Source organism: Paenibacillus sp. FSL K6-0276, from assembly GCF_037977235.1.
Taxonomy (GTDB): domain Bacteria; phylum Bacillota; class Bacilli; order Paenibacillales; family Paenibacillaceae; genus Paenibacillus_AQ.
Map to the genome: position 1 here is coordinate 5,617,446 of NZ_CP150276.1, position 25,796 is coordinate 5,643,241.

A 25,796-nucleotide genomic window follows, 5' to 3' on the forward strand; every position below is an offset into this window, starting at 1 on the left:
AATGAGCAGTATTAAAAAAGCAGGCCACGATATCGGTTATCGTCGGCCTGCTTTTTACATAAAAATCAACACTATGATTAACTCGGTCTACACCTTCGCAAAGATCAGGAGTTATGCTATTCTAATTTCGAGGGTAGCGTTTTCCCATTAGAAAGGATTGTATTCCTTATGAAATTTGAATTTGTCCATAATGTATTCCACAGAAAGTATTTATTGTTCCTTCCTTATTTGCTCCTTGCATTATTAATGTTATCTGCCTGGTCTTCGTCCCATAGAATATTCTCTCTCATCCCCTTCATATTAATTATGCTAAATGCTTTGTATATCGTTGTGAAAATCATTATTTACACCATGCGTCGGAGTTTCTACTTTCGCCACGCCTTTGCGCTCCTTAGCTGATTTACGGAAGTAGAACAGCTCGTAAATCGCCGGCACTACAACTAGCGTAAGCAGTGTTGCCGCAGTTAATCCCCCGATAACTACAATCGCCAAGCTTTGCGAGACAATGCTGCCCATCTCGGCATGGCCGAACAGCAGTGGTGTCATGGCGCAAATGGTAGCAATAGCTGTCATCAGAATCGGACGCATCCGTGTTCCGGCCGCTTCCAGAATGGCTTCGCGGATACTCATATGCGCTTCATTCTGCTTAATGCGGTCGATGAGCACAATCGCATTCGTAACGACGATACCTATTAACATCAGAGCCCCGAAAAGAGCAGTGAAGTCAGGTGTTACGCCGGATACGATAAGTCCAACAATCGCTCCAATCGCTGCTAGCGGTAAGGAGAACATGATCGCCAGCGGAGCACGAAGGGTTTTGAAGGTGAGGACCATGATCAGATACACCAACCCGATGGAGATTAGCGCCGTCATGCCAAGGTCGTTGAAATCCTCTGACTGATCGACCGAGGCTCCTCCTGCAAACAAGGTGACACCTTTCGGAAGGGTAAGGCTATCGGTTTGCTTTTTAATATCCGCTCCGATTTCAGACACCTTCTTCGGATCAACTTCTGCTGTAATTCTCGCATATGGCTTCCCATCTTTATGGAACAACAAGGCGGGTTCATTCCGAACCTCATAAGTTGCGAGTTGAGACAGCGGCTTTGGTCCTTCAGCAGTCATGAGCGTCATTGCTTTTAAATCTTGCTCCGACTTCGGCTGAGCCATAGGATCTAACACTACTCCAGCAGGAGTACCGTCAAGTTCGATTTGCCCCATCGGGATCGGATTCAGCATAGCCGACAATTGCATGGTGATTTCTTGCGCATTCGTCTGCGCTGGATCTACCTTGAAACTAAATACAGGTTTGGTATCCTCCATATTGCTACTGACCTTCTGAATACCCTCCACAGTCTTCAACTTATCCGTAACTGTTGCTGCAACAGCAGTAATATCTGTAAGATTATCCCCAACGATATCAATATACTCACTGGTAGAGCTTGAGCCCATCATACTCATTTCATTGGCAACGAGTGTTGCACCAGCGTAGGAATCCTTCACATCACGAACATGATTGATGAATGCCTCAGCATCCGCACCTTTTTTCATAACAACGGTATAATCCACCAAGGTCTCCGAACTGACAGTGCCCCACTGAGCCGCATCCGCACTATTCCCTGACTGCATAATCACCGTTTCCGCTTCTGGCTGTTTCATCAGATCCTGCTCTAGCTGCTTTCCTTTTTCCAAGATCTCTTTAACAGGAACATCCTTAGGATAATTCAACTGAACAGAGACATAGCTAGCATCTGAAGCATCAAGCGCACCTTTCGGCATAGTTACATAGGCCGCGATAGAGCCAATCAGAAGTAGAAGACCTAGCGATAAGGTGATCCATTTCCGGCGCAGATTCCAATCAAGGAATCGAGTAAACCATTTAGATGGCTCGTGTTCTTTCATAGAGGTTCTTCTGAGCAGCCATGCGCTTAACAGAGGTACCACGGTCAAAGCTACAACGAGTGAAGTAAGCAATGAATACGTGACAGTTAAGGCAAACGGAAGCAGGAAAGCCTGTAAACTACCACGCAAAAGACCCATAGGCAGAAACACAGCTACTGTTGCAATCGTTGATGAAGTAATTGCTCTAGCCACTTCCCCAGTAGCGCTTATAATCATTTCCCGGGAGAAGGGTTCTTTTTGCAGCCTACGGTAGATGTTCTCAATGACTACGATACTATCATCCACCAGACGTCCGACCGCAACAGCCACACCTCCGAGTGTAATAATATTTAGACTTATGCCAGATATATCAAGCAGATATAAGGTAACTGCTAGAGAAAGCGGGATAGAAACCGCCGTAATCAGTGTTGCCCGCAGGTTGCGCAGGAACAACAGAATCACGATCGTCGCAAACAATGCGCCGAGCAATACTTCACGCATCATACTGTTTACAGAGGTAACCACCATATCTGATGTACTGAACACCACTGCTGCTTCTGCGTTAGGAATCGTTTTATTAATATGAGCTACGGTATCCTGTATATGATCTCCGACACTTACTGCATTTGCGTTGGCCTCTTTGGTCACTATGGCGAAAAGAACATCTTTCCCGTTCGAACGGCTAACGCTTTCTTGATCCTGCTTCAATTCGATGGCAGCAATATCCTGCAGCTTAACACCCGAGGATACGGGTAGCTTTTTTAGGGTATCGATACTATCAATTGTAGAAACCACGTTAACGTTACCTGTCTGGCCACCAATCGTCTGCTCCCCAAGGGATGCCGATACATTACGTCCTTGAAGTAACCCTAGTACTTGAGGTGTTGTAATTCCCTTCTCAGCCATTAATTTCGGATCTAGCTTCACTCGCACTTGCGGAGTTACTTTGCCATATAAGGCGACATTGGCTACACCTTCTGCTTTTTGCATCTCTGGAATGATGGTTTCTTCAGCAAGCTTAAGGTTCTCTTTAGTTAGACCTTCGTCAAACGAAAGAGTGATCTGAGACACGGGTATCATGGAAGTATTCAGTTGAAGTACAAAAGGATCCATCACCCCTTCAGGAAACTGCAACGAATCTACAACCTTTTGCACCTCTTGCGCAGCATCCTTCATATTCGTCTTCGAATCATAAAAGATGTTCACCTGTGCGTATCCATCTCCGGAAGTAGACAGTATTTCTTTCTTCCCCTTTACAAAAGCAGCCCCAGCCTCAATCGGCTTCGTAACCTTTGTCTCCATCGCATGGGCATCCTGACCCGGACCGAGCACCGTTACAGTAACTTGAGGATTATCTGCCTCTGGCATAAATTCCATCGGTAGCGAAGTATAGCTCATCCCTCCCACTACAAGAGCCATTACAACTAAAAGCCCCACCGCAGCCTTGTTACCGAACGACCATTTGGTTAACCACTTCATTTTCGTTTCCCCTTCCACCCCGTATATTTCTGGTACTCCTCTTATGACTGCCTCATTATGTATTATTTTCCATCCCGAGATTTAGTTTAGACATTTTTGACCAAAGTCAAAACAGTCCTGCGGCTGGTTTCGTACTCAGTCTTAAGGCGGGGAACTTTCCCCTTCTGTAGCCAGATCCCCATCCTCTTCCTTCCTAATGAACCAATCTGAGAAGAGTCAGTTAAAATGCTAAAAAAATCTGCTGATTCGGCAAAATTCGATAGTTAGCAGCATCATTTTTATGTTACATTTACAAAATACTGGATTTTATGAGATTGGAATTAGTTAGGAGGGAATCACTTGAGTATTATTGAAGCGAGGCAATTGTCCAAATCATTCATGCAGGCCGTGAAGGGGCCGGGGTTATCAGGCGCAGTGAAACATCTGTTTGTTCCCAAACATATCGAGAAAGTGGCTGTCCAGCCGCTGAATCTTACGATTGAAAAGGGAGAGACGGTGGCTTATGTAGGTCCAAATGGGGCCGGAAAATCAACAACGATTAAAATGCTCACCGGAATCCTAATGCCTTCTTCTGGCACTATTTCTGTGAACGGTATCAATCCTCATAAAAAAAGAATGGAAAATGCCCAGCAGATTGGCGCCGTCTTTGGGCAACGCACACAGCTGTGGTGGGATATTCCGATAACGGAATCCTTCGCCTTACTTAAGGATATTTATAATATCCCCGAGTCCGTTTTTAAGCATAATCTCGATATGTTTGTTGAAATGCTGGGCATGAATGAATTTATCCATTTATCCGCCCGTAAGCTGTCACTTGGTCAGCGGATGCGTGCGGATCTAGCGGCTTCCTTATTACATAACCCACCGATTTTATATTTGGATGAACCGACCATTGGTCTAGACGTCTCCGTCAAACAGAAGATACGCGAATTTATTAAACAGATTAATTTGGAGCAACAAACAACTGTTATGCTAACCACACATGATCTAGGTGACATTGAGGACTTATGTAAACGTCTGATTATTACAGATCACGGCGCTATTATCTATGACGGTAGCTTACAGGAGGTAAAAGCTAATTTTGCGCGCGAACGGATCATCTTTTTCCAGATTGCCTCACCCATCCCCGCCCTGTTTCAACACTTTAATATATCTGCCGATGTTCAATTGGATATTCAAAATGAGCTGGAATTCTCCTTGTCATTCGACCGCTATGAGTACACCGCCAGTGAGATTGTAAGTCAAGTGATGAAATACGGGGAAGTCGTGGACTTTCGCATGGAAGATGCCAACATTGAGCAGGTCATCAAAGCCGTGTATGACGGAAATTTGGATTTGAACCACGGTAGCGGACAGCGGAGAGGCGTTGAACAACCATGTCTGTAATTAGAAAATACAGCAGTATTACGAATCGTTCCCTGCAAAATGTATTGGCTTATCGGACTTCATATGTCATTACCTTCTTATCTAATTTTGTGAATTTACTCGCTATTTATTTTTTATGGCAGGGAATTTACAGTGGGCGGGATTCCTTAGGCGGCTATACATGGGATCAGATGAAGACCTATTTACTCGTCACCTTTTTGGCGAATTCCGTTCTTTCCTGGTATTCCGAGACTTCTATCTCCGGAAAAATTCTGGACGGCAGTGTAGCCGCTGATTTATTGAAGCCGATAGACTTTCAGACGGCTCGTTTTGCAGAAACGTTGGGGTCCAGTCTTCTGGAGGGGGGCATGAGTACGATCCTGATTGGAATATTCGTCCTGTTCACTTCGGGAATAACCATTCCTCATTCTCCATTTGTCTATGTCTTATTCGCTGTGAGTTTACTTGCCGCTATACTGGTGAAGTTCGGTATCGTCTATCTAGCAGCCTTGTTATGTTTCTGGTCTACTGGCTCTATGGGCATTGTATGGGCGCGGATTGCAGTTACGAATCTATTGTCGGGGGCCTTGGTTCCTTTGGCCTTTTTTCCAGACTGGCTGGAAAAGCTGGCCTTATTGCTACCCTTTCAAAGCATCATCCACACGCCATCTATGATCTTCTTGGAGCAGGCTGATGTATCTGAAGCGCTTAGCCTAATCGGTATTCAATGCTTCTGGGGCATTGTTTTATGGATTGCCGGGAAATGCATGTGGAACTGGGCCGTTCGTCAGGTGACCATACATGGAGGCTAAAGCGGAGGGGGAGTCATAATGAAAGTTTCACGCATGATCTATCTATATAGACGCATGTATGTTCAGCAGCTAAAAGCAATTCTAGAGTATGACAAAGATTTCTACATATTAATGTGTTCTGCGGCATTAACACAGGTACTGGGATTTGTTTTTCTTTGGGTCATCTATGACCGGATTCCGGATATCAATGGCTGGCAGTTCTGGGAAGTCGCTTTTATGTACGCGATGATCTTTCTAACCGAAGGAATAGGTTCCCTGTTTTTTGAAGGCACCTGGAGAATGAGTGGTCTAGTGAACCGAGGAGAGTTAGATCGTTATCTACTTCGGCCAGTGCCCGTTATTTTACAGATCTTTTGTACGGGGATCGGCATTAACGGTCTAGGCAATTTGCTGATTGGTGGAGTTATAATCTGGCAAGCCTTTACCCATGGACAGCTTCATTGGACTCTAGGCAAAGCTGCGATCACCTTGTTGTTGCTGGCAACAGCCGTAATTATCCGTGTATCTATCAACTTGATCGGAAATTCAGCAGCCTTTTGGATTCGTAATGCTGGTAATGCCTTCCCTCTAATGGTGCATAACCTGGCGGATCTGGCGAAATACCCAATTACACTGTTTCCTCAAGCCGTACGTATCTTTATCTCCACCGTTCTTCCCTATGCCTTTATCAGTTTCTATCCGGCAACCTATATCTTTGACAAAAGTGAGTGGCATGGCTGGTGGATGCTGGCTCCGCTCGTCGCCATTGGGAGTGCGGCAGCCGCTTATGGTATTTTCCGATTCGGACTTTCCCGTTACGAAAGCACGGGGAACTAGAACATAAAAAAGGGAGTCCCGTAAGCCATTTAAATGGCCAACAGGACTCCCTCTTGCTATAGTTTATTTCCCTTCCGCGCGTACTGGATCACGGAATATATATTTTAAGAGTGGCGGTGTTACCAATGTAGTTACAATGACAACAATAATTACAGAAGTAAAATACTGCTGCTGCAACAATCCGCTTTGCAGACCTGTTGCCGCGATGATCAATGCTACCTCACCCCGCGAAATCATCCCTGAACCAATAATAAGCGACGAACGGTTATTAAAACCTGTAAGACGCGCACCCAGACCGCCACCAAACAGCTTGGTCAGAATGGCAACCACCGTCAGCAAGAGGACGAACCCGATTTGGCTTCCAACCCCTTCAAAAGAAACACTAAGTCCGATACTGACAAAGAAGACCGGAACAAAGATCGAATACGCTATAGGCTCAATCTTAGATTCCACAGCGTGCTTAAAGGAGGTTTGTGAAATAGCAATCCCAGCTGCAAAAGCACCGATGATTCCTGCCATCCCCATAATTTCAGCAAAATACGCGAACGCAAAGCAAATCATTAGCGCCGCTGCGATAACAGCCTCTGTCACCTTTAGCGGAGCCATCCATTTCATAACCCGAGGCACAACGAACCAACCCACAACAAGCGCTACAGCGAAGAACAACACCTTTTTTGTAATCAAAAGACCAATAGATGCTGATTCTCCTGTGCCGAAAAAGCTCATTAATACAGCGAGCAAGATAACAACCAGGATGTCATCTACAACGGCGGCTCCCAGAATGGTAGAACCTTCACGTGTGTTCAGCTTATTCATATCCTTCAGCACCTGAACCGATATGCTGACCGATGTTGCACTAAGAATGACGCCCATAAACATAGCATTATGATAAGCAAAACCAAACATTTCCCCTATGGCGAATCCACCAATAAAAGGTAAAATAATACCTCCGACGGCTACTGCGAAAGCTGATTTCCAATTCTTGCGCAATTGATCCAGATCCGTCTCAAGACCCGCTATAAACATTAACAATAGAACACCGATCTCCGAAAAATAATGAATAAACTCTCCATTCTGAATCCAACCCAGTACCGCAGGACCCAGTATAATACCCACAATTAGCTTACCCAGTACCGACGGTTGTCCCAGTCGTACAGATAAATCACCAGCTAGCTTGGTGAATAGAATAATCAGCATAAGATATAGAACAAACTCCATGTTTCATCCACTCCCTTGTTGTATATAAGAACTGCCAACCAGGGACTTCTCCAAGCCAAAAAAAGACAAAGAGGAGCCCTTGTTGACAGGCTCCTCCAAAAAACAAAAAATTATTCAATTTAGTATTATTAATTATATTATACCCGTAATATTAAAGCCTGTAAACAAGATGCGCCAATAATATACACTATGCAGATTTTAGTCAATTAAGTATCATCTTCACTATTTTAGATAGAACACTTCGCGTAAAGGCAACATTGGCACCTCATCATTGAAATCAAATGACCCTTCAACCATCTTTGAGGTAATAGCATTCCATCGGTTGCAGGCGTCACTTTTGGCAATGTAATCGAAAGCCGCTTCAGTATCCTCACATTCAAAGCAATAAAAAAATTGATTGCCATTCTGAAAGATGGAGTAGTTAGAAATACCAGCCTTATTATGCTCCTCCAAAATTTCCGGCCAAGGATTTAAATGCATAGCTATATACTCTTCTAAACATTCTTCCTTCACCCGCCATGTCCAAGCTAATTTATTGCTGCTCATCTGCTCATCCTCCTAGAAATGCCCTCTTTTGTACATAATAAGGATTAGGACATTTGATACCTATTATTGTACCTGAAGGTAGCAGTCCAAGCTATGAATTCCGCTGCAAGATTCCTAAGCGTTAATTCCCGCTTCGCTCGGACGGAGAATTGCAGAACCAATCGCCAGCAGTACGACGGCCATGAGACCCAGAATGGCAAAAGGTAACCATAACTCATTCCAGCCACCGCCGTTTGCAGCGATGTCGACCGCTTGGATGGCCCATTTTTGCGGAACAAAGTTAGCCGCCTTCTGCATATAGTCCGGCATAATGGATAAAGGCCAGAAACAGCCTCCAAGCATACAAGTCGGTGTTAGAATAAGGGCATTCAACATCCCGGCATTATTAGGATTACGAATTAACCCTGCCACTGTACTGGCGATCCCCATAGACACCAGCATAAATGCGGCAAGAACTAGGAAATATAGATACATTGGGACTTCATAGTCATAGTGCAGCACCCAGCGTCCCAAGGCGAGAACTACGACAATCTGAATCAGCCCAACCATGAAACTACCCAGAAAATTACCAAGAGCAATCTCGTAAGAACGGACCGGAGCGCTGAACATCCGCATCATTGTGCGACCTTTCCGGTCATCCATAATAAGAGACACTGAACTCGTGACTAGCCCCATCAGGAACATTAACGTTAAGCCCGTTACGGCTCCTAATCCTTCCCGTGGGTACAGATTATAATCGGTTCGTATACTGCCTACACTGTGCTGTTCCGCTCTTTGCATGACAGTAGTAAACTGTGCGGCGGAGTCGCTGGATCCTTCATTAGCTGCTCCAATTAAGGCAGCGGTATTCCGCATATCATCAGCAATTGCGCTTGCTTTTAATTTAATCATAACGGAAGTTTCATTCGTCTTGAGCTCATACACACTAATTTGTGGCTCTTCCCCTGCAAGTAGAGCTGAAGTGAAGCCTGCTGGAATTAGAATCCCCGCTTCTCCATTCTGATCGACAACTCCTTCTATTAAGGCAGTCTCGTCAGACTTTTCTAGAAATTTATATTCTCCAGAATTCTTTAGTTCAGTGAGCAAGTGCTTACCTGCAGCTCCGTTATCCATATTGGAATACAGCACAACAGCTGGGTTCTCCCCCATCGTTCCAGTAACAGAAACAATACCAGCAAGTACAATACAAGGAAGCAGAATATATATGAGCACACCTTTCCTAGTACCAATGGTTCGCTTCACCATGTTCCAGCCAATCGTTAAGATTTTATCCATGATAACCCACCTTCCGGTACGAAATAGCCGCTGCACTGAACAAAACTAGACAGATCAGCGATAAAACTCCCAAATTCGGCATGATTTGCGATACATCGGCATGTAGCATCATTTTCAAGATAGCCTGCATTGCCCAATGGTTAATTGTAAAGATCCCTACAGAGTTCACCCACGATTCTGGAAGTGGCGCCATTCCTCCGCTAATGAAGGTCATACTCACAGTGAGTACCGTAACCACACTTCTTGCGCTTGCTCCAGTCTTGCTAAACATAGAAATAACGATAGATAACGTCATAGATGCCACAATCATTAGCAGACAAAATAGGAGTAGCAAGCCCGGACGATTTCCCCAATTCACACCGAATAACACATTCGTTAGAATAATAATCGCTGCGCATTGAACGATACTTACAATTCCTACACCAAGCATTTTACCAATGAATAGCTGTGAGCCTTTGACAGGCATTGAATTTATTCTGAAAAGCGTATGATTTTCTTTTTCATTAAAAAGCGAGGTTGTTACAGTCAATCCACTATAGAGTAGGAACATTAGCATCATGGACACCGCATAGAATTGGGAAGAAGTATAGGAATACCCTCCTTCGCTAAGTTCTCCAAGTTTAACAGAAGGCTGATTACTGGTACTTAGTGCTGTAACGTTCAAAGCTGCTGGACCTAGCGTCATCGCCACTGACTGCTTGTAATTAAGATTGTTCAGAAAATTATCGAATACCGTCCCTGCGACCATATTGTCTGTACGTTTTTTGCCGAGTATAAACTCCAGCTGTGCGGTTTCACCGCTCTGTACCTTGCTATCAAAGCCCAGAGGAACAATGACCGCATAACCATATTTCCCTGTCCGCAGACCGCTTTCTGCCGCCTCTCGACTATTTACCATAACCGGAGTAATGATATCCTTAAGCTCGGTTGTTTTCAAAAAACTATCCATCATTACAGAGCTTTCATAGCCTTCTCCAGAAAGATTCACTACACCCACTCGTACCGGATCAATCTGGGAGGCCCCTTTATCACCGACGACATTAGAGAGCGAAGCACCTAGTAGAAAGATTAACAGCAGTGGCAGCAAAAACATATTTAATATCATCGACCGTGAGCTAAATAACCTGCGCAGCTCGTAGATCATAATCGTCCATGTCTTCATTAGAATGTTCCTCCCCCCTCTTAATCACGTAAGGTCCGTCCGGTCAGGCTTAGGAATAGCGTCTCCAGATCGGGCTCTTCAATATTTAGAGATCCAATAATCCCCTCATGTTTGGAAAAAATAAAAAGAATATCCTGCAGCTCACCTTGCGAAGATGGCAGATACAGTTCGACTACACCTTCTTTTACTTCTACGCGGCTAATTCTCGGATGAAGATTCAGCTCGTGGACTAGATCTGGAGTGATATTAGTGGCCTTGATGACGATTTTCTCTTCCTGAGCGACCCTTTCACGAAGTTCTTTTTCCGTACCACAGGCAATGATATGCCCTTTATCCATGATCGCTACCCGATCACAAATAGCTGCGACTTCCTCCATGTAGTGACTCGTATAAATAATGGTTGAACCGAGTCGATTTAGCTCCTTGACCGATTCAAGGATATGATTACGAGATTGCGGATCAATCCCTACGGTCGGTTCATCCATAATAATCAGCTTCGGACGATGCATAATAGCGCAAGCAATGTTTAGACGTCTTTTCATCCCTCCAGAGAAGGTAGAGGGTTTCTCTTTGGCACGGTCGCTAAGTCCTGTGAAGGTAAGAGCTTCTTCTACCCGTTCCTTCAAGAGCTTGCCACGCAAACCGTACAATTTCCCGAAAAAGGTGACGTTATCCGCCGCTGTCATGGTGTCGTACAGGGCTAAATCCTGTGGAACCAATCCAATTCTTTTCTTCACCTCGAGGGATTGCGAAGTCACAGGCAGACCATCAATAACAATGTCTCCCCCGTCAATCTTAAGCAATCCGCAGATCATACTGATCGTTGTACTTTTACCGGCTCCGTTCGGACCTAGTAGGCCAAAGATTTCTCCTTCTTGTATCGTCATATTCACATGATCCACTGTTAATTTACCTTCATATCGTTTCACCACATCGGTTAACACTGCGATCGCCATCTTTTCATCTCTCCTGTCGTTTGTGCTTCTATATTTCCAATTTTAGCTTAAAGTGAGTTCCAGCAAAGGTACGTAAGGTCATCTTTTGAAGGTGACTAAAGTCATCTCCTGAACTAGTGGGTTAATATGCTAAGATTAGAAAAAAACATAAAGGATGACTCAGGCGTGACCAGAGAGCTAAACCTATTGCGTTATGGACTCATCATAGTTCCGGCTTTTTTTACTATGTATATCTACCAATATGCCGATTATGGAATCTTCACACTGCATATTCTAATGCTGCTATTCCTTGTGGTCATGGTCCCAAAGCTTCCCCGATCCTTTCATGCCTTGATAAGCATCATTGAAGTGCTGTTCACTACCTGGTTATGTTATCAGTACGGCAGTATCATGATTTTTCCGGCGATTTCGGCATTACTTTATTATTCCAGACTTCAGCCTCAAGGAGTGCCTCTCGTGTTTACGATAGTGCATCTGATTACTTTAAACGTTGCGCTCTGGGATTCTCCACAGCTCTTAGTAACTTTCATCAACATTACATTTCTGCTCATCGCCTATCTCAACGAACTATTACAGAGAGCTGGCCGGGGACGCGAGGATACCCTACACTTATATGATGAGCTGCGCAAAAAGCATTTCGAGCTTGATGAAGCCCGCAACCGACTTCTGGAGTTCAACGCCCAAGTCGAAGATGCAGCTCAGTCCAAAGAACGAATTCGAATCTCACGTCAACTCCATGACGATATCGGCCACCGCCTGATTCGCATTAAAATGATGATGGAAGCCGCACTGCAGACCTTACCAACCTCTCCTGAGAGCGGAATGCAGATGATGGAACTAATTCGAGATCAGTTGTCGGCCAGCATGGACGATATGCGCTCCACGGTAAGACGTATCAACTATACCCCGCAATTAGAGGGAGCTTACGCGCTAGATCGACTGCTCGAAGAGATCGGCCGCGATACGGGAATCGAGACCTCATACCAAGTACATGGCATTCCCTACCCGCTGTATCCTAGTATTCAGGTGATCTTGTATAAGAACGCCCGTGAGGCCATAACCAATGCCCTGCGTCACGGAAAAGCAACGGCGATCTGGATTAAAATCGAATTCAGTGATGCTGGGATTACGATGGAGGTTAGCAACAACGGGATACTTCCCGAAGGCAATAAACTAACCAAACTGCCGGGAAGTGGTGGCGTCGGGATGAAAGGAATATCCGAGCGAACACATCTGATCGGTGGAACCCTGGAACTGCGGCAGGAGCCTCATTTCACAGTGGTTACGCGGTTGCCCGTTTATAAGCAGGGAGAGATCGTATAGGGAACGTAGGACTTGAGGTAAAGAAGAAATCTATATTAGGAAGAAGGAGCCACGGTAATGATTAAAGTGATGATTGTAGATGACGATCCCTTTATTCGCCAAAGTCTACAAGTGCTGATAGGGATGGACCCGGATATTGAAGTGATCGGAGCTGTGAGTGACGGAAACGAGGCCTTGAGTTTGCTCCAAGCGGGGGAAATGGCCGATGTGATTCTAATGGATATTCGTATGCCAGGCTGTGGTGGTGTTGAAGCGACAGAGAAAATTAAGCAGGTTTTTTCGCAAGTTTCGATACTGATGCTAACCACCTTCGATGACGATGAGTATATCATTGAAGCGCTGCGCAACGGAGCCAGTGGATATTTACTCAAAAACATACCGCCAGACCGTATCATACAAGGTATCAAAACGGTCTATGAAGGTAACATGCTGATCCACCCTGATATCGCGCGCAAGCTAGCAACCTTTCTACAGCCTGCGACCCGCCACGAATCCCCACAGGCACAGCCGCTGGAATCTTTCGGACTGACCAAAATGGAACTGGCCGTTGTCGCTTCTATCGCTGAAGGGCATACCAACAAAGAAATCGCTGGACAGCTATTCTTAAGCGAGGGTACGGTCAAAAATTACATAACGGATATTTTAAGCAAATTGGAGCTGCGGGATCGTACGCAAATCGCTATTTTTTATTTGAAGAATGGGCGGGGATAGCACTAAGTAGTTGGTTCATATTGAAAAAAAGCCCGACTCTATTTCCAGAGTCCGGGCTTAACTTTAGTTATCCTTCCGCCGATTCCTTTTTGGCTTCAGCGGCTTTGTTCCGTTTGAGTCGACCGTCCGGAAGATTCCGGCTGCGAGTACCTGTCTTCATCGTGATGATGCTGAAGATGCTGGATGGCTTCGCTTCAGCAGTAATCGCTCCATCTGTCTCCGGCACCAGAATGATGCCGAGCTGATGATGATCTCCATCGTAAATCGGGCTCTGAAGGTATTTGCTCTCCCCTTCACGGTTCAGCACCTCCAGCTTGCAGAACGCTGGATTCATGCGCAGCGCCTCATGTAGCTGCGCCGCATCGGTCAACAGGACCCCGTTGACCTTCAGTAAGATCTCGCCGGGCAGGATGCCCAGCTCCTGCCCGGGACTGCCCGGCAGCACGGCCAGCACCTTGCGGCCGCGCGGTGGATGCACGAAGATGGGGCTGATGCTGCGCTCTTCCAGAGCGCTGTACCAGCTTAACCCTTCGTGCAGCACAATTGCTGCGAGCGCCGCGAGCAGGGTCAGCGGGCTCCACCAGGATGCAAGCAGGCTTAAGCCCAACAGGACGATGCTGTATATCAGCAGCCGTCCTGAAGTACGGGCCGCCTTGCGCCCGGGCAGCATGCCCTGCGTCATCTCGCTAAAGCCGATGATGACGGGCAAAGAGACAATGCCAAGCCCGCCGCCTAATAGCGGCTGCCATGGCAAGTCCATCGTTCCTGCCCCCGAAGGGATCAGCAGGAACAGCGGCAGCGGCCAGAAGGCCTGCAGCTGATAGCCGCCAACAACCATGCCGCGCTTGCCCTTCAAGAAGAGCGGCGTCGCAAGCTTCGCCCCTTGTCTGCGGGCCAGCAGTGCCTCCGCCATGTGCAGTAGCGCAGCAAGCACTAGCAAGGCGGGAATATCCATCTCACGTATGGCCGTTGTTATGTTCCCGACCGTTCCACTATGTAAAGCATTCGGAAAGAAAGACAGTATAAATTGAATCACGCCTAGCAAGCCTATTGAATACGCGAAGCATAAGTACCTCACACGCAATAGCGATAACACAATACTAACTACCCAAATGCAGGCCACAGCTGTACCTGATAAGGATACCCCTAACAATATGGCTGCAATAGAAACCACTAGTCCCATCACTAGCCCGCTCCACACCGTGCGCCACGTTTCTTGACCCCAGCTATGTAGCTTCACATGAATCAGCTTACGTTCTAATGCCACCTGCCGACGATAATACAACGCAATAAATATAATAGCAATATAGTAATATGGCTGGATCAACAAGTGTAAGAACGCAGTGCCCAAGCTTCCTAACAGTTCCTGAATCACATTCAAACTGTTCGTCACACTCCTTTTCTTCCGGTTAATGATAAGTTTATAGCAAGCAGGTGCTTCTTCGTCACCCTTTAGAGTCGACATAAGATTCTGCTGCGCATTGAACTGTGTCTGTCTGCCCTGAATATTGGCCCTTTCTAATCTTAACAAGCATAAACGCCTTCGGCTTCCTTATAAGGACGGTAAGCGTATATGCGAGAAATATAAACAAAGTATAGATGCAAAGCTTTTACTTTCTTATATTTCAGAAAAAAAGAAGGCTGAATTCAGCCTTCTTACTTTTTCGACGCTGCCGCCTTAATTTCCTTCTGAATTTCAGCAATCCCTTTATTCCGTTGGTTGTCATTGGCAGGGTCCTGTATAACCTTGATCAGTGCCAGCTCCAGCGCCTCCGCTGTCTTAGCATCAATCATGCCTGTGACTTGAAGCTTCGCTTCACTCTGGAATTTCTTCACTGCGTTCTTAGTGCCAGTATCGAAATAGCCATCTTTGCGACCAGGCTTGTAGCCTAAGCCGTCCAGCATCGTCTGTGCACTCTTCACATCAGCGTTGTTCATGTTATATTGCAGCGTCACGCTCTTGTTAATCGGAGCCACTGAGAAGTAATCCGGCTGCGCTACCGCGATATCCGGTTTAATCCCCTTGCCGTGGATCCATGTGCCGTCCGGTGTAAGCCATTTAGCAATGGTAACCTTCAGCAAGCTGCCGTCTCCGAGCTGTTTGTCAAAGCTCGTCTGCACCGTGCCTTTACCAAATGAATTATCACCAATTAGCTTAGCTCCCGCAGACTGCTGCAAGGCACCCGCCAATATTTCCGAGGCGCTCGCGCTACCTTTATTCATCAGCACTACCACTGGATAAGCTTTGCTCGATCCTTTGGAGGTGCTAACTTCGCGTTTTTTATCTTTATACTCTATTTGCACTATGTTTTTTCCAGCTGGAACGAACTCTTCAGCCATTTCAATAACAATCGGGAGCACACCCCCTGGATCATTACGGACGTCAATGACAAGTCCCTTCATACCTTGCTTCTCTAGCTTCCCAAGCTCTTCCTTAAATCGATCTGCGGTATTCAGGGAGAACTGAGTCACCTCGATTACCCCTACTCCGTCCTTCTCCATTGTTGCGTAGACCGTTTCGAGCTTCACATCATCCCGAGTAAGGACAAACTCCAGAGGTTCTACAGAGCCGGAACGTTGTATTTTTAAAGTGGCCTTACTGCCTTTCGGACCGCGGATCTTGGCAACAGCCGCATTCAGCTCGACGCCTTCCAGCGATTCTCCGTTGACAGACAAGATTATATCTTTGGCCTGAATCCCAGCTTTTTCAGCAGGTGAGCCCTTGATCGGGGAGACCACGACTACCTTGCCGTTATCCGAAGAGACTTCCGCACCGATACCTGAAAAGGAACCCTCAATGCTTTCTTCAAATTTCTCAGCTGTTTCTTTACCCATATAGTTGGAATAGGGATCGCCCAGCGCTTCCATCATACCGTTGACAGCACCGTCTATCAGCTTCTCCCGATCTACCGTCTCGTAGTAATTACTCTCAATCAAACTGAGAGCAGTCCCAAGCTTCTGGGATTCCTTCTGCTGTAGGCCAGTAATCTGCAACGCCGAGGCCAGGCCTTGTCCTGCAGCTTGTCCAAAAACATGACTATAACCCGTCACACCCAAGGTCACCAGACTACCGCATAGCAGGGCGGCGATAATCATAAACGCCGCTGTGCTTTTTTTTAACATGATGTTCCCACCGTCCCTTCTTGTCCATCTTGTAAACTACACCCTAAGTCCGTCCTGAAAGGTACGGTATCTCTTCCAGTATATGCCGTACAATCAAATAATATGAGTTATAAGTTCTTTAAAAATTAGAGATAAGGCATAGGATTTACGATCTTACCGTCAATCCGTACTTCGAAGTGAAGATGGGGACCCGTTGAATTACCTGTGGAACCAGATTCAGCAATCACATCTCCGCGATTAACTTTATCCCCAGCACTAACCCTAAGACCGCCTTTGCGTATATGTCCGTAGAGGGTCCAAACTCCGCCTCCATGATCAATAATTACACAATATCCGTAACCGCTCCACCATTCAGACAAGATAACCGTTCCGGAATCCGCCGCATGAATATTGGTTCCTTGTGGAACCGCAAAGTCGACCCCGGTGTGTACTTTCCCCTTCTCGCCCGTGATCGGATGTGTCCGTGGTCCATAAGGGGATGAGATTCTTGCTGATCCTACAGGAAGTAGAAACGGTCCATCTCCACCTGAGTAACCCGTATCACTGGAGCTAGAACTGGAGCTGGAACTACTGCTTCCCTTACTAGCTGCAGCCTTCTTGGCAGCCGCCGCAGCTCTACGAGCCGCTTCCGCCTTAGCCGCTGCTGCTCTACGAGCCGCTTCCTCTGCCTTAATCTTATCCTTTTGCGTTTCCAGCGCAGAGCGTTCGCTTGCCAGTTTGACCAGCTTCTCATTCTGCTCTTCACTTAAATCATCACTTTCTTGAATTTGCTTATCGTAGAATGCGATAAGCTCCTGCTTCTCAGCTTCTTTCTCTTTCAGCAGACTTCTCTGTTGTTCCAAAGAAGTATACAGCTGCTTAGCTTGAGCATATTGCCCTTCAAGCTCCTGTTTCTTCTCTATAACCGTCTGCTTGTCCAGCTTATGTTGAACTAACAGCTCCTGATCCTGATCCACAATCATCTTAAGTGAATCCGCGCGGTCTAGAAAATCAGCGAAGCTTGTCGATGAGAGCAAAACATCCAAGTAAGAAACCGCTCCATCGGTATACATTAACCGAACACGGGACCCTAAGACTTCTTCTCTTGAGGCAACTCGCGCCTCTGCTTTATCCAATTCCGTTGCCGTAACATTCAAAGATTGTTCTGTATCAGAAATTTTGGTAGAGATGTCGGTCATTTTACCCTTAACTTGATCCACTTGCTGCAATACATACTGCAGATTGAGATTCGTCTTATTCTTATAATGCTGTGCTTCCTGCGTTTGGGACGCCGCTTTCTCCTGCTGCGTCTTAGCTTCCTGCACCTCTTTTTGTAGCTGCTTTAACTGCTTGTCGATTTCGGCAACACTTGTTTTTTTGGCATATCCGTCAGAGGGCTGGAATATAGTGACAGCTAGTAACATTACGGCTAGTCCGGCGGCAATCTTCTTCAACTCGCACTCCCCATCCTTCACTATTTAATATTAAACTTTCAAGAACCTACGAATTGAAACCGTACTTCCCCAGACGCCGATTAGCACGCCTAGCCCAACTAGCATACCGATGAGCAAAATCCAAATATCACTGAATGGAATCAGCTGCAATTGGAGCATAGGATCTCCCTGTACGGAGGACTCCAAACCGCTGTAACCCAAATATAAGACACCAGAGGTGATGAGCGATCCGATCAATCCAATCAGTGCCCCTTCTATAAAGAAAGGCCAGCGAATAAAATAATTTGTCGCGCCTACCAGCTTCATAATGCCAATCTCCTTACGACGGGCAAGAATCGTGACCCGAATCGTATTGGAGATGAGGAACATAGACATAAGAGCCAGTCCTGCTACAAAAATAAAACCAATGTTGCGCACGGCGCGTGTTATTTTGAACAAGGTTTCTATCGAGCCCTTGCCATATTTCACTTTGTAAATGGGCTGATCAGCATGTGTCTTGTTGAGTGCTTCAATCTTCTCAGCCACAAATGCTACCGTAGTAGGTTCAACAACTTCTACCTGAAGTGTATCAGGGAGAGGGTTATTGTCTTCATCGAACCCTTCTAGAAGCTCGGCTGCATCTTTCCCCATATCTGCACGGAGATCTTTAAGTCCTTGGTCCTTGGAGACGAACACGATCTTGCTAACTTCCGGCATATTGCCAATTTCAGTCTGCAAAGTCTCACGCATCTTCTGATCTACATTTAGTGCCAAATGCACATTAATCCGTACCTGACTGTCTGCCTCTTTAGTTAAAGCATTCACATTAAGAACAAGAAGGATAAATACGCCTAGGATAAAGAGAGAGACGACAATGGAAGTGATAGAAGCAATCGACATCCAGCCATTACGGAATACGCTTTTGAAGCCTTCCCGCATGTGTCGCAAGAAGGTCTTAAAACTCATAGCCATATTCCCCTCTCACCTGGTCTCTCACAATGTTTCCGTTCTCAATCGCAAGCACTCGTTTGCGCATTTTGTTCACAATATCTCTATTATGGGTAGCCATTACAATCGTTGTTCCGCGAAAATTAATTTCGTCCAGCAGTTGCATAATGCCCCATGAAGTCTCAGGGTCCAAGTTGCCCGTAGGCTCGTCCGCAATAATAACAGAAGGATTGTTAACGATAGCCCTTGCGATAGCGATCCGCTGCTGCTCTCCACCTGAGAGCTGTGAGGGCTCACGATTCGCTTTACTTCTGAGTCCAACCAGATCGAGAACTTCATTCACACGTTTCTTGATGACCTTCTTCGGTGCTTCAATAACCTCCATGGCAAAAGCGACATTCTCATACGCCGTCATCCTTGGCAATAGTCGAAAGTCCTGAAACACAACGCCGATATTACGGCGAACATAAGGGATTTTGCGTTGTTTAAGCTTCCCTATGTTAAAGCCTCCCACAGAAATTTGACCTTTAGTTGGCACTTCTTCTCTATAAATCAATTTCATAAAAGTAGATTTACCCGCGCCGGATGGACCGACAATATACACGAATTCATTGCGGTCGATTTTTACTGAAACTCCTTGCAGTGCGTGAGTTCCGTTAGGGTACGTCTTCCATACATCTTGCATTTCAATCATTTTCTCACTTCCCAATTATGACATTTTCCACTTGTGTGAATCGACAGGGTCTAGCGTAAGTTTCCATAAACTTCAATATTTCCGCAATGTATCTATTGTAACAAATCTGTAACCGATTGAGTACCCCGTAACTGCTCCACAATTCGAAAGTTTTGTAATGTCTGTACATATAAATAGAAAAAGCACCTACGGTACTCGCTCGCAGATGCTATCCAGGAAGGAGATTAATCATGAAAAAAATCCATGTTGCCCTCATAGTAGTTACTGCAATCATTCTAATTGGTTCATTAATATATGGGGGACTTCATCTATATGGCAACAAAAACACGCTTCCAAAGGGTACAACCCTTGCCGGATGGGAGTTGGGCGGGCTGAACATCTCAGAGGTTCGTTCCGAGCTGGAGAAGAAGCTCCTTGCTCTTGAATCTGTCCCCCTTGTGCTGCAGGTCGAAGGAAATTCTGAGCTTACCCTCAATCTTAAACAAGCTGGAATGACCTATGAAGCCGCAGCTTTTGGGCAAGGTCTACAAGATCTCACAGAAGGACGGCTATGGGATCGGGTAAAAGCCCGTTACAGCTTCCCCCAGAATTGGAGTCTTGAAGCCCATCTGGATATCGCACAATTACAGACCATCCTAAGTCCCGCTTGGGAGAGAGAATCCTTTGGAGATCCAGTGGATGCTACGCGGCGAATTACCGGGGATGATCGTGTAGTGTATACGCCCGAGAAGACTTCCCTCGAGGTAGACTGGACAGGGATGGTGACTTCACTATGGGCCGCTGCCCCCACTCGTTTTAATCGTCTAATTGCGCTGCAGGAGAAAGGAATCACACTGGAAGTACCTTTAACAATATTACAACCGGATATCACCCTAAACGCTCTAAAGGAGCAAGGCATTGAGCGAAAAATTATGCAATTCAGCACCTCTCTCGGCGCAAGTGGACCTGGACGAATCTACAACGTTGAATCAGCGGCCAAAGCTGTGAACGGTACCGTGCTCCCGCCTGGAGCCGTCTTTGATTATGGCAAGGCTATTGAAAAAGCCAAGATAGAATACGGATTCCGCGAAGCGCCAGTGATTGTGAACGGAAAGCTTCAGGCGGGTGTCGGCGGAGGAATCTGTCAAGTATCGAGCACTCTCTACAACGCGGTCCTACGTACCGGACTGGAGATTGTGGAGCGCCGCAACCACTCCTTGCCGGTCAACTATCTACCCAAAGGCCAGGATGCGACGTTCGCTGAGGGTTATATCAACTTCCGTTTTCGCAATACGACCGGCAAATATCTCGTCATAAAAGCGGCTGTCCAAGGCCGATCACTAACCATCAAGCTCTTTGGTACCTTTCCGCAAAATGTTACTTATAAAGTCCATTCACAAATCGTAGAGGTGCTGCCTCCAGTTGACAAGTACGTAAACGATCCCTCACTCCCCCGAGGAGGCTCACGCGTTATTCAAAATGGGAAAACCGGATATGTTGTGGAGACCTACACTACCCGGTTTGTTGACGGTAAATCCACTGAGGTAAAAAAACTGTCCCGCGATGTTTATTACGCACAAAAACGATTAATCGCTATTAATCGTGGAGGCGTTAGTAAATCCGTAATTCCTGATGTCCCAAGAAAACAGTTGGTGGAAGACGGCGTTCGTAGTGAATAGCTAACAACAAATAACCGGTCAGAGCCCGTGAGGTCTGATCGGTTATTTGCACATCGAGCTATTTTACCTGTAGATTACCTTTACTGCCTTTAAAATTTACGATTCAGGGGTACATTAGAAGTAGACCTATAATCAGAAAGGATGCCCCCCATGACAACAGCTCTTGTAAATGATCTCTCTAGTATTGTCCGCAGTGCACCTGCTATTTTTGCCTCACGTACTTGCAGGGAAGCCCTTCGCGTAATGTTCCAGCATCCAGAATCTAAATGCATCGTCGTCTGTAACGCCACGAATGAACCGCTTGGATTGTTAATGAGCGAACGTTTCTTTTTAAAAGCTACAGGAAGATCAGGGGGAGATCTGTTCTACAGAGAACCCGCCATGAAGCTTATGAACAAAACTCCACTCATCTTTGATATCTCCACTCCACTTGATGCCGTATTAGCTGCTGCTATGAGCCGCCCAGAACCTATGAAGAATGATTGTGTCATTATTACCCGTAAAGGCAAACTCGCAGGTGTTGTTTATACCTCTGACCTGAAGCGCTGTTAATTGTAGCCCCTTCCATCTTCCTTCCTCTTCTGCCTACCCCTTTCCTCAGAAAAGAATATCCGGCGATGTGTCGATTCTCCAGTATCCCTCCACCTTCTTCAGCTTCACATACACCGACTCACTGCTTCCCTGCGCATCTGGATAAGGAACGTTCAGTTCAAATTCAGCGGTTGTCGCAGTCTTGGAGAGCATGCGGGCGGTGGCCTTCTCATACATCAATAAATTGCCCAAATCTGCATTAACCTGCGACATTCTTCCGTTATGCTCCAAAAACTGTGTCTGTACATAATAAGCTGCAGCATTGTGAGTATAAGCTTTCTTTATGTAATTCATCAGCTTCGCCTTTGTGCCAATGTCACTGGAAAGATAACGGTACTCCTGCGCTTTATACGTGAAGGTTTCTATCGGGAAGATATTCCCGCCTCGATTACTATAGAAATAAAGGGCTCTTGCATGGACTACCAGCGGAATGATACTTTTCACCGTCAAATTATTAATGGTAGCAGGGCCCTCTTTCCCAGGTGCAGAAACAGCCACCTTCTTAATTGCCGCACTCCCTGCTGACGGTGAAGCTGCCATAACTCCCCCACCTGCTGAGATCAAGCCTATAGAAAGCGCCAACGAACCAATCATCCACTTTTTGTTCATCCGGAATTCCTCCTTTGTCATCTGAAAAATACAAGGCGATAGCCACTGTTCCAGCTTATGCACCCCGCAAGCTAAAATACCCAATAAACAGGGGGATGAAAACGCATTTCCTCAAAACCCTTATAATTCAGATATTTCTACAATATCTCACTTTTGCTTTATGCTATCATTTGGAAGGAGAGGGGATGGATGAAATGGCTTTATTAGAGTGCAAATTTTATTCAGAAGTGCTAGGATTGAACACCTCAATGACTGTAATTTTGCCGCAAAAGACAACCACACAAATCGGGATGAGCAACGTAACTAGAGGTGAACTTCACCCTACGCTGTATTTGCTGCACGGTTTGTCAGACGATGATTCGATCTGGCTTCGCCGGACTTCTATAGAACGATATGTAGCAGAAATGGGAATAGCTGTAGTTATGCCGAATGTGCATCGCAGTTTCTATACGGATATGGCGGTTGGCGGTCGTTATTGGACCTTTATTAGTGAAGAGTTGCCGATGCTTGCGCGCTCGTTTTTTCCACTGTCAGATAAACGCGAGGAGAACTTTGTAGCTGGATTGTCGATGGGTGGTTATGGAGCGATTAAACTGGGGCTTCGTAAACCGGAGTCTTTTGCAGCGGCGGCGAGTCTATCGGGAGCACTCGATATGGCACATCATTTTATGAACATAGAAGACCCTACCGTCAAAAGCAAAGAATACGAAATAATCTTCGGAAAAGAAGATATCGCCGGAACCCCCGAAGATCTTTTATGGCTGCTTGAAGAAGTGAACCGCTCCACAGGACCGAAACCAGCGCTGTATCAATGCTGTGGCACAGAAGATTTCCTGTACACAGATAACTTAAAATTCCGCGATGCGTGCCGAGAAACCTCCCTTAATTTCACCTATGAGGAAGGCCCTGGCTCACATGAATGGGGTTACTGGGATGCCAAAATCCGCGATATATTGGCTTGGCTGCCCCTGAGTAATAATTAGCTACTTCTAATAGACAACAAAAAGGTGCAGCCATAAGCTACACCCTTAATATCTGTTCTAATCAGATAGCCCTCCTCGGAGGGTTCTTTTATTTGGTGATTTTTTTAAATAATCCAGTCTGTTCCATAATCCCTTTTTCAGCAGCAAATCTTTCAATACTGGATGCACCAAAGAATCCGTCTATGCCTTCTGTCCGTTCAATTACGTACGCCGCATCTTCTGGTTCTGCAATCGGTCCACCGTGACAAATAACCATAATATCGGGATTTACTGCTTTCCCTGCTTTAATAATGGCTTCAATTCTTTCTACACAATCGTCCAATGTAAGAGCTGTCTTGGCTCCAATTGTACCTTTGGTAGTTAAGCCCATATGTGCCACCAAAATATCTGCACCTGCTTCCGCCATGGCTTTAGCTTGCTCAGGATCAAATACATAAGGAGTGGTGAGCATATCCAATTCATGTGCAGCTCTAATCATATTTACTTCTAAACCATATCCCATCCCCGTTTCTTCCAGGTTCTGTCTGAATACGCCATCGATCAAACCTACGGTTGGGAAGTTTTGTACTCCGCTGAAACCTTGTTCCTTGAGTTGTTTCAAATAAACCTCCATCACTCTAAAAGGATCAGTTCCACATACGCCTGCTAATACGGGTGTATTTTTCACAACAGGCAATACCTCAGAGCCCATTTCAACTACGATTTGGTTGGCATCTCCATAAGATAATAACCCTGCGAGTGATCCACGACCTGCCATTCTGTATCTTCCTGAATTATAAACAATCAGCATATCCGCTCCGCCAGCTTCACTGCTTTTTGCAGTAATCCCTGTACCCGCTCCAACACCTAAAAGAATCTTTCCATTTGCCACTTCTTCTCTAAACTTCGCCATGATTTCTGTTCTGGTATTTTTGTTCATGTGTAACTCCTCCATCATTATTTAAATGTTTTGTGATTAGTCTTATTTGCTCATGAGATCTATTAGTTTTTGCGCTGCTGCTTCTGCAAACTCTATATCATTAATGGCACAATCCATTTCGATAACCTCTACAACATTTCTGTTTACACCATTTCTTAAGGTATCAAATAACATTTTATCTTCCTCTACGCCATAAAAAGCTTCCCCTGCAACATCAATGCCGGATATCCCTTTAAGAGGCAACATTAATACTGTTTTTTCTTTGGCCATATTTAATTTCTCGACAAGCTTTTTACCGATGGCTTCATTCTCTTCTACCGTTGTTCTCATTAAAGTAACTGTAGGGTTATGCTTATAGAACTTATGTCCAGCAAATTTCTCGGGTACCGTATCATAAGGTCCAAAGTTGCACATATCAAGGGCACCTACGGATACAACCTGTGGAATATGATGTTTACCAGCAGCCTCTAACCGATGAGGTCCGGCATTCAGCACACCACCAATAATTTCGTCCGCCCATTCTGTTGTGGTCAAATCCAATACGCCTTCAATAAAACCAGCCTCAATCAGTGCTTCCATGGACTGTCCACCTACACCTGTTGCATGGAATACAAGCACCTCATATCCTCTAGCCTCAAGATAGTTACGTGCCGCTGTTACACAGGGTGTGGTTACCCCAAACATCGTTGTAGCAACTAATGGTTTTTTCTCTATGACTTGTTTATTCTCAAATTTAAGCATACCGGCGATGGCAAAGGCTGCATTGGTAAAAATCTTTGTTGAAATGGAGTTCAGTCCTGCAACGTCTACTACGGATGGCATCATGACAATATCACTAGTACCTACATATGGAGCGGTATTCCCTGAGGCTACGGTCGAGACCATCACTTTAGGTACACCAATAGGCAATGCCCGCATACCAGGTGTTACAAGTGAGGTTCCTCCAGTGCCCCCAAAGGAGATAATTCCATCAAATTTGCCTTGCTTATATAATTCAGGTACTAATTTTTCCATACCTTTTGCTAATACTTCTGTTGCTAAAGCTCTATCTTTCTTGGCAACGAGCTCATCTATACCTACACCTGCGGCTTCTGCTACTTCTCGGTTGGAGATATCCGGTGTAAAAGTGGGCTCAAACACACCCGTATGAATCGTAAACGTACCCAGCTCCAAGCTTTCCAGCAAATCTTTAATGTAGAGATATTCTTCACCCTTGGTGTCAAAAGTTCCGGCAATGGCAATCGTCTTCATTTCTTCAACCTCCTCTTCAAATATCTGCAACAAGTATAAACGCCTTCGGCGCCCTTTCAAGGACGCC

The 25,796-nt window shown here is 45.7% G+C and carries 22 protein-coding genes; 8 read left to right on the forward strand and 14 right to left on the reverse strand.

What is annotated here, in order from left to right; genetic code table 11:
* Positions 1 to 309: 309 nt before the first annotated feature.
* Positions 310 to 3,357, reverse strand: a complete 3,048-nt coding sequence (locus tag MHH52_RS26555) for an efflux RND transporter permease subunit (protein WP_340005311.1) — start codon at positions 3,355 to 3,357, stop codon at positions 310 to 312.
* Positions 3,358 to 3,696: 339 nt separating this feature from the next.
* Here MHH52_RS26555 and MHH52_RS26560 point away from each other — a divergent pair, with 339 nt between their 5' ends.
* The 3 genes from MHH52_RS26560 to MHH52_RS26570 are packed head-to-tail and all read left to right on the forward strand — an operon-like array spanning position 3,697 to position 6,350.
* Positions 3,697 to 4,743, forward strand: coding sequence for an ATP-binding cassette domain-containing protein (locus MHH52_RS26560; protein ID WP_340005313.1), 1,047 nt, complete (start codon positions 3,697 to 3,699; stop codon positions 4,741 to 4,743).
* Positions 4,734 to 5,534, forward strand: a complete 801-nt coding sequence (locus tag MHH52_RS26565; protein WP_340005314.1) for an ABC-2 family transporter protein — start codon at positions 4,734 to 4,736, stop codon at positions 5,532 to 5,534. The genes MHH52_RS26560 and MHH52_RS26565 overlap by 10 nt, the downstream gene beginning before the upstream one ends.
* A gap of 18 nt (positions 5,535 to 5,552) precedes the next feature.
* Positions 5,553 to 6,350 carry an ABC-2 family transporter protein gene (locus tag MHH52_RS26570; protein WP_340005315.1) on the forward strand — a complete coding sequence of 266 codons (798 nt, stop codon included), beginning with the start codon at positions 5,553 to 5,555 and terminating at the stop codon, positions 6,348 to 6,350.
* 63 nt (positions 6,351 to 6,413) lie between these two features.
* Here the strand turns inward: MHH52_RS26570 and MHH52_RS26575 are convergent, their stop codons facing one another.
* From MHH52_RS26575 to MHH52_RS26595, 5 genes are all read right to left on the reverse strand, one after another.
* Positions 6,414 to 7,568 (reverse strand): cation:proton antiporter, encoded by a 1,155-nt coding sequence (locus MHH52_RS26575; protein ID WP_340005316.1) that lies wholly within the window; start codon positions 7,566 to 7,568, stop codon positions 6,414 to 6,416.
* Between the two features lie 222 nt (positions 7,569 to 7,790).
* A complete protein-coding gene (locus MHH52_RS26580; RefSeq protein WP_340005318.1) occupies positions 7,791 to 8,114 on the reverse strand; it encodes an L-rhamnose mutarotase in 324 nt (107 codons plus the stop codon).
* 114 nt (positions 8,115 to 8,228) lie between these two features.
* Positions 8,229 to 9,389 carry an ABC transporter permease gene (locus MHH52_RS26585; RefSeq protein WP_340005320.1) on the reverse strand — a complete coding sequence of 387 codons (1,161 nt, stop codon included), beginning with the start codon at positions 9,387 to 9,389 and terminating at the stop codon, positions 8,229 to 8,231.
* Positions 9,382 to 10,551: an ABC transporter permease gene (locus MHH52_RS26590; protein WP_340005322.1), complete on the reverse strand. Its 1,170-nt coding sequence runs from the start codon at positions 10,549 to 10,551 to the stop codon at positions 9,382 to 9,384. The genes MHH52_RS26585 and MHH52_RS26590 overlap by 8 nt, the downstream gene beginning before the upstream one ends.
* Before the next feature lie 20 nt (positions 10,552 to 10,571).
* Positions 10,572 to 11,507, reverse strand: a complete 936-nt coding sequence (locus MHH52_RS26595; RefSeq protein WP_340005323.1) for an ABC transporter ATP-binding protein — start codon at positions 11,505 to 11,507, stop codon at positions 10,572 to 10,574.
* 165 nt (positions 11,508 to 11,672) lie between these two features.
* On the opposite strand from MHH52_RS26595, the gene MHH52_RS26600 reads away from it, so the two are divergent.
* A complete protein-coding gene (locus tag MHH52_RS26600) occupies positions 11,673 to 12,830 on the forward strand; it encodes a sensor histidine kinase (protein WP_340005325.1) in 1,158 nt (385 codons plus the stop codon).
* Positions 12,831 to 12,887: 57 nt separating this feature from the next.
* Entirely contained in the window at positions 12,888 to 13,541 is a 654-nt protein-coding gene (locus MHH52_RS26605; RefSeq protein WP_340005326.1) for a response regulator transcription factor, read from the forward strand.
* A 67-nt stretch (positions 13,542 to 13,608) separates the two neighbouring features.
* Here MHH52_RS26605 and MHH52_RS26610 read toward each other — a convergent pair whose 3' ends face one another.
* The 5 genes from MHH52_RS26610 to ftsE all read right to left on the reverse strand — a co-directional run bounded on the left by MHH52_RS26610 (position 13,609) and on the right by ftsE (position 19,718).
* Positions 13,609 to 14,496: a PDZ domain-containing protein gene (locus MHH52_RS26610; RefSeq protein ID WP_340005327.1), complete on the reverse strand. Its 888-nt coding sequence runs from the start codon at positions 14,494 to 14,496 to the stop codon at positions 13,609 to 13,611.
* Between the two features lie 701 nt (positions 14,497 to 15,197).
* Positions 15,198 to 16,664 carry a S41 family peptidase gene (locus MHH52_RS26615; RefSeq protein ID WP_340005328.1) on the reverse strand — a complete coding sequence of 489 codons (1,467 nt, stop codon included), beginning with the start codon at positions 16,662 to 16,664 and terminating at the stop codon, positions 15,198 to 15,200.
* 125 nt (positions 16,665 to 16,789) lie between these two features.
* Entirely contained in the window at positions 16,790 to 18,097 is a 1,308-nt protein-coding gene (locus MHH52_RS26620; RefSeq protein ID WP_340005330.1) for a peptidoglycan DD-metalloendopeptidase family protein, read from the reverse strand.
* A 30-nt stretch (positions 18,098 to 18,127) separates the two neighbouring features.
* Entirely contained in the window at positions 18,128 to 19,042 is a 915-nt protein-coding gene (gene ftsX, locus MHH52_RS26625) for a permease-like cell division protein FtsX (protein ID WP_340005332.1), read from the reverse strand.
* A complete protein-coding gene (gene ftsE / locus MHH52_RS26630) occupies positions 19,032 to 19,718 on the reverse strand; it encodes a cell division ATP-binding protein FtsE (protein ID WP_340005334.1) in 687 nt (228 codons plus the stop codon). Before ftsE ends, ftsX begins: the two co-directional genes overlap by 11 nt.
* Before the next feature lie 230 nt (positions 19,719 to 19,948).
* Here ftsE and MHH52_RS26635 point away from each other — a divergent pair, with 230 nt between their 5' ends.
* Together MHH52_RS26635 and MHH52_RS26640 are read left to right on the forward strand one after the other, a co-directional pair.
* Entirely contained in the window at positions 19,949 to 21,376 is a 1,428-nt protein-coding gene (locus tag MHH52_RS26635) for a VanW family protein (RefSeq protein ID WP_340005335.1), read from the forward strand.
* A gap of 150 nt (positions 21,377 to 21,526) precedes the next feature.
* On the forward strand, positions 21,527 to 21,928 hold the full coding sequence (locus tag MHH52_RS26640) for a CBS domain-containing protein (protein ID WP_340005337.1): 402 nt from the start codon (positions 21,527 to 21,529) through the stop codon (positions 21,926 to 21,928).
* A 45-nt stretch (positions 21,929 to 21,973) separates the two neighbouring features.
* On the opposite strand, the gene MHH52_RS26645 is transcribed toward MHH52_RS26640, so the two are convergent.
* Entirely contained in the window at positions 21,974 to 22,576 is a 603-nt protein-coding gene (locus tag MHH52_RS26645; protein ID WP_340005339.1) for a DL-endopeptidase inhibitor IseA family protein, read from the reverse strand.
* A gap of 194 nt (positions 22,577 to 22,770) precedes the next feature.
* On the opposite strand from MHH52_RS26645, the gene MHH52_RS26650 reads away from it, so the two are divergent.
* Positions 22,771 to 23,559 carry an alpha/beta hydrolase family protein gene (locus MHH52_RS26650; RefSeq protein WP_340005341.1) on the forward strand — a complete coding sequence of 263 codons (789 nt, stop codon included), beginning with the start codon at positions 22,771 to 22,773 and terminating at the stop codon, positions 23,557 to 23,559.
* Positions 23,560 to 23,647: 88 nt separating this feature from the next.
* Here the strand turns inward: MHH52_RS26650 and MHH52_RS26655 are convergent, their stop codons facing one another.
* A complete protein-coding gene (locus MHH52_RS26655; protein WP_340005342.1) occupies positions 23,648 to 24,478 on the reverse strand; it encodes a phosphoenolpyruvate hydrolase family protein in 831 nt (276 codons plus the stop codon).
* Between the two features lie 42 nt (positions 24,479 to 24,520).
* Positions 24,521 to 25,729 carry a Tm-1-like ATP-binding domain-containing protein gene (locus MHH52_RS26660; RefSeq protein ID WP_340005344.1) on the reverse strand — a complete coding sequence of 403 codons (1,209 nt, stop codon included), beginning with the start codon at positions 25,727 to 25,729 and terminating at the stop codon, positions 24,521 to 24,523.
* Between the last annotated feature and the right edge of the window lie 67 nt (positions 25,730 to 25,796).

Coding starts and splice junctions, on each gene's coding strand:
- MHH52_RS26555 (WP_340005311.1), bottom strand. CDS start 3,357: ATGAAGTGGTTAACCAAATGGTCGTTCGGTAACAAGGCTGCGGTGGGG.
- MHH52_RS26565 (WP_340005314.1), top strand. CDS start 4,734: ATGTCTGTAATTAGAAAATACAGCAGTATTACGAATCGTTCCCTGCAA.
- MHH52_RS26570 (WP_340005315.1), top strand. CDS start 5,553: ATGAAAGTTTCACGCATGATCTATCTATATAGACGCATGTATGTTCAG.
- MHH52_RS26575 (WP_340005316.1), bottom strand. CDS start 7,568: ATGGAGTTTGTTCTATATCTTATGCTGATTATTCTATTCACCAAGCTA.
- MHH52_RS26580 (WP_340005318.1), bottom strand. CDS start 8,114: ATGAGCAGCAATAAATTAGCTTGGACATGGCGGGTGAAGGAAGAATGT.
- MHH52_RS26585 (WP_340005320.1), bottom strand. CDS start 9,389: ATGGATAAAATCTTAACGATTGGCTGGAACATGGTGAAGCGAACCATT.
- MHH52_RS26590 (WP_340005322.1), bottom strand. CDS start 10,551: ATGAAGACATGGACGATTATGATCTACGAGCTGCGCAGGTTATTTAGC.
- MHH52_RS26595 (WP_340005323.1), bottom strand. CDS start 11,507: ATGGCGATCGCAGTGTTAACCGATGTGGTGAAACGATATGAAGGTAAA.
- MHH52_RS26605 (WP_340005326.1), top strand. CDS start 12,888: ATGATTAAAGTGATGATTGTAGATGACGATCCCTTTATTCGCCAAAGT.
- MHH52_RS26610 (WP_340005327.1), bottom strand. CDS start 14,496: ATGGATATTCCCGCCTTGCTAGTGCTTGCTGCGCTACTGCACATGGCG.
- MHH52_RS26615 (WP_340005328.1), bottom strand. CDS start 16,664: ATGTTAAAAAAAAGCACAGCGGCGTTTATGATTATCGCCGCCCTGCTA.
- ftsX (WP_340005332.1), bottom strand. CDS start 19,042: ATGAGTTTTAAGACCTTCTTGCGACACATGCGGGAAGGCTTCAAAAGC.
- ftsE (WP_340005334.1), bottom strand. CDS start 19,718: ATGATTGAAATGCAAGATGTATGGAAGACGTACCCTAACGGAACTCAC.
- MHH52_RS26635 (WP_340005335.1), top strand. CDS start 19,949: ATGAAAAAAATCCATGTTGCCCTCATAGTAGTTACTGCAATCATTCTA.
- MHH52_RS26640 (WP_340005337.1), top strand. CDS start 21,527: ATGACAACAGCTCTTGTAAATGATCTCTCTAGTATTGTCCGCAGTGCA.
- MHH52_RS26645 (WP_340005339.1), bottom strand. CDS start 22,576: ATGAACAAAAAGTGGATGATTGGTTCGTTGGCGCTTTCTATAGGCTTG.
- MHH52_RS26650 (WP_340005341.1), top strand. CDS start 22,771: ATGGCTTTATTAGAGTGCAAATTTTATTCAGAAGTGCTAGGATTGAAC.
- MHH52_RS26655 (WP_340005342.1), bottom strand. CDS start 24,478: ATGAACAAAAATACCAGAACAGAAATCATGGCGAAGTTTAGAGAAGAA.
- MHH52_RS26660 (WP_340005344.1), bottom strand. CDS start 25,729: ATGAAGACGATTGCCATTGCCGGAACTTTTGACACCAAGGGTGAAGAA.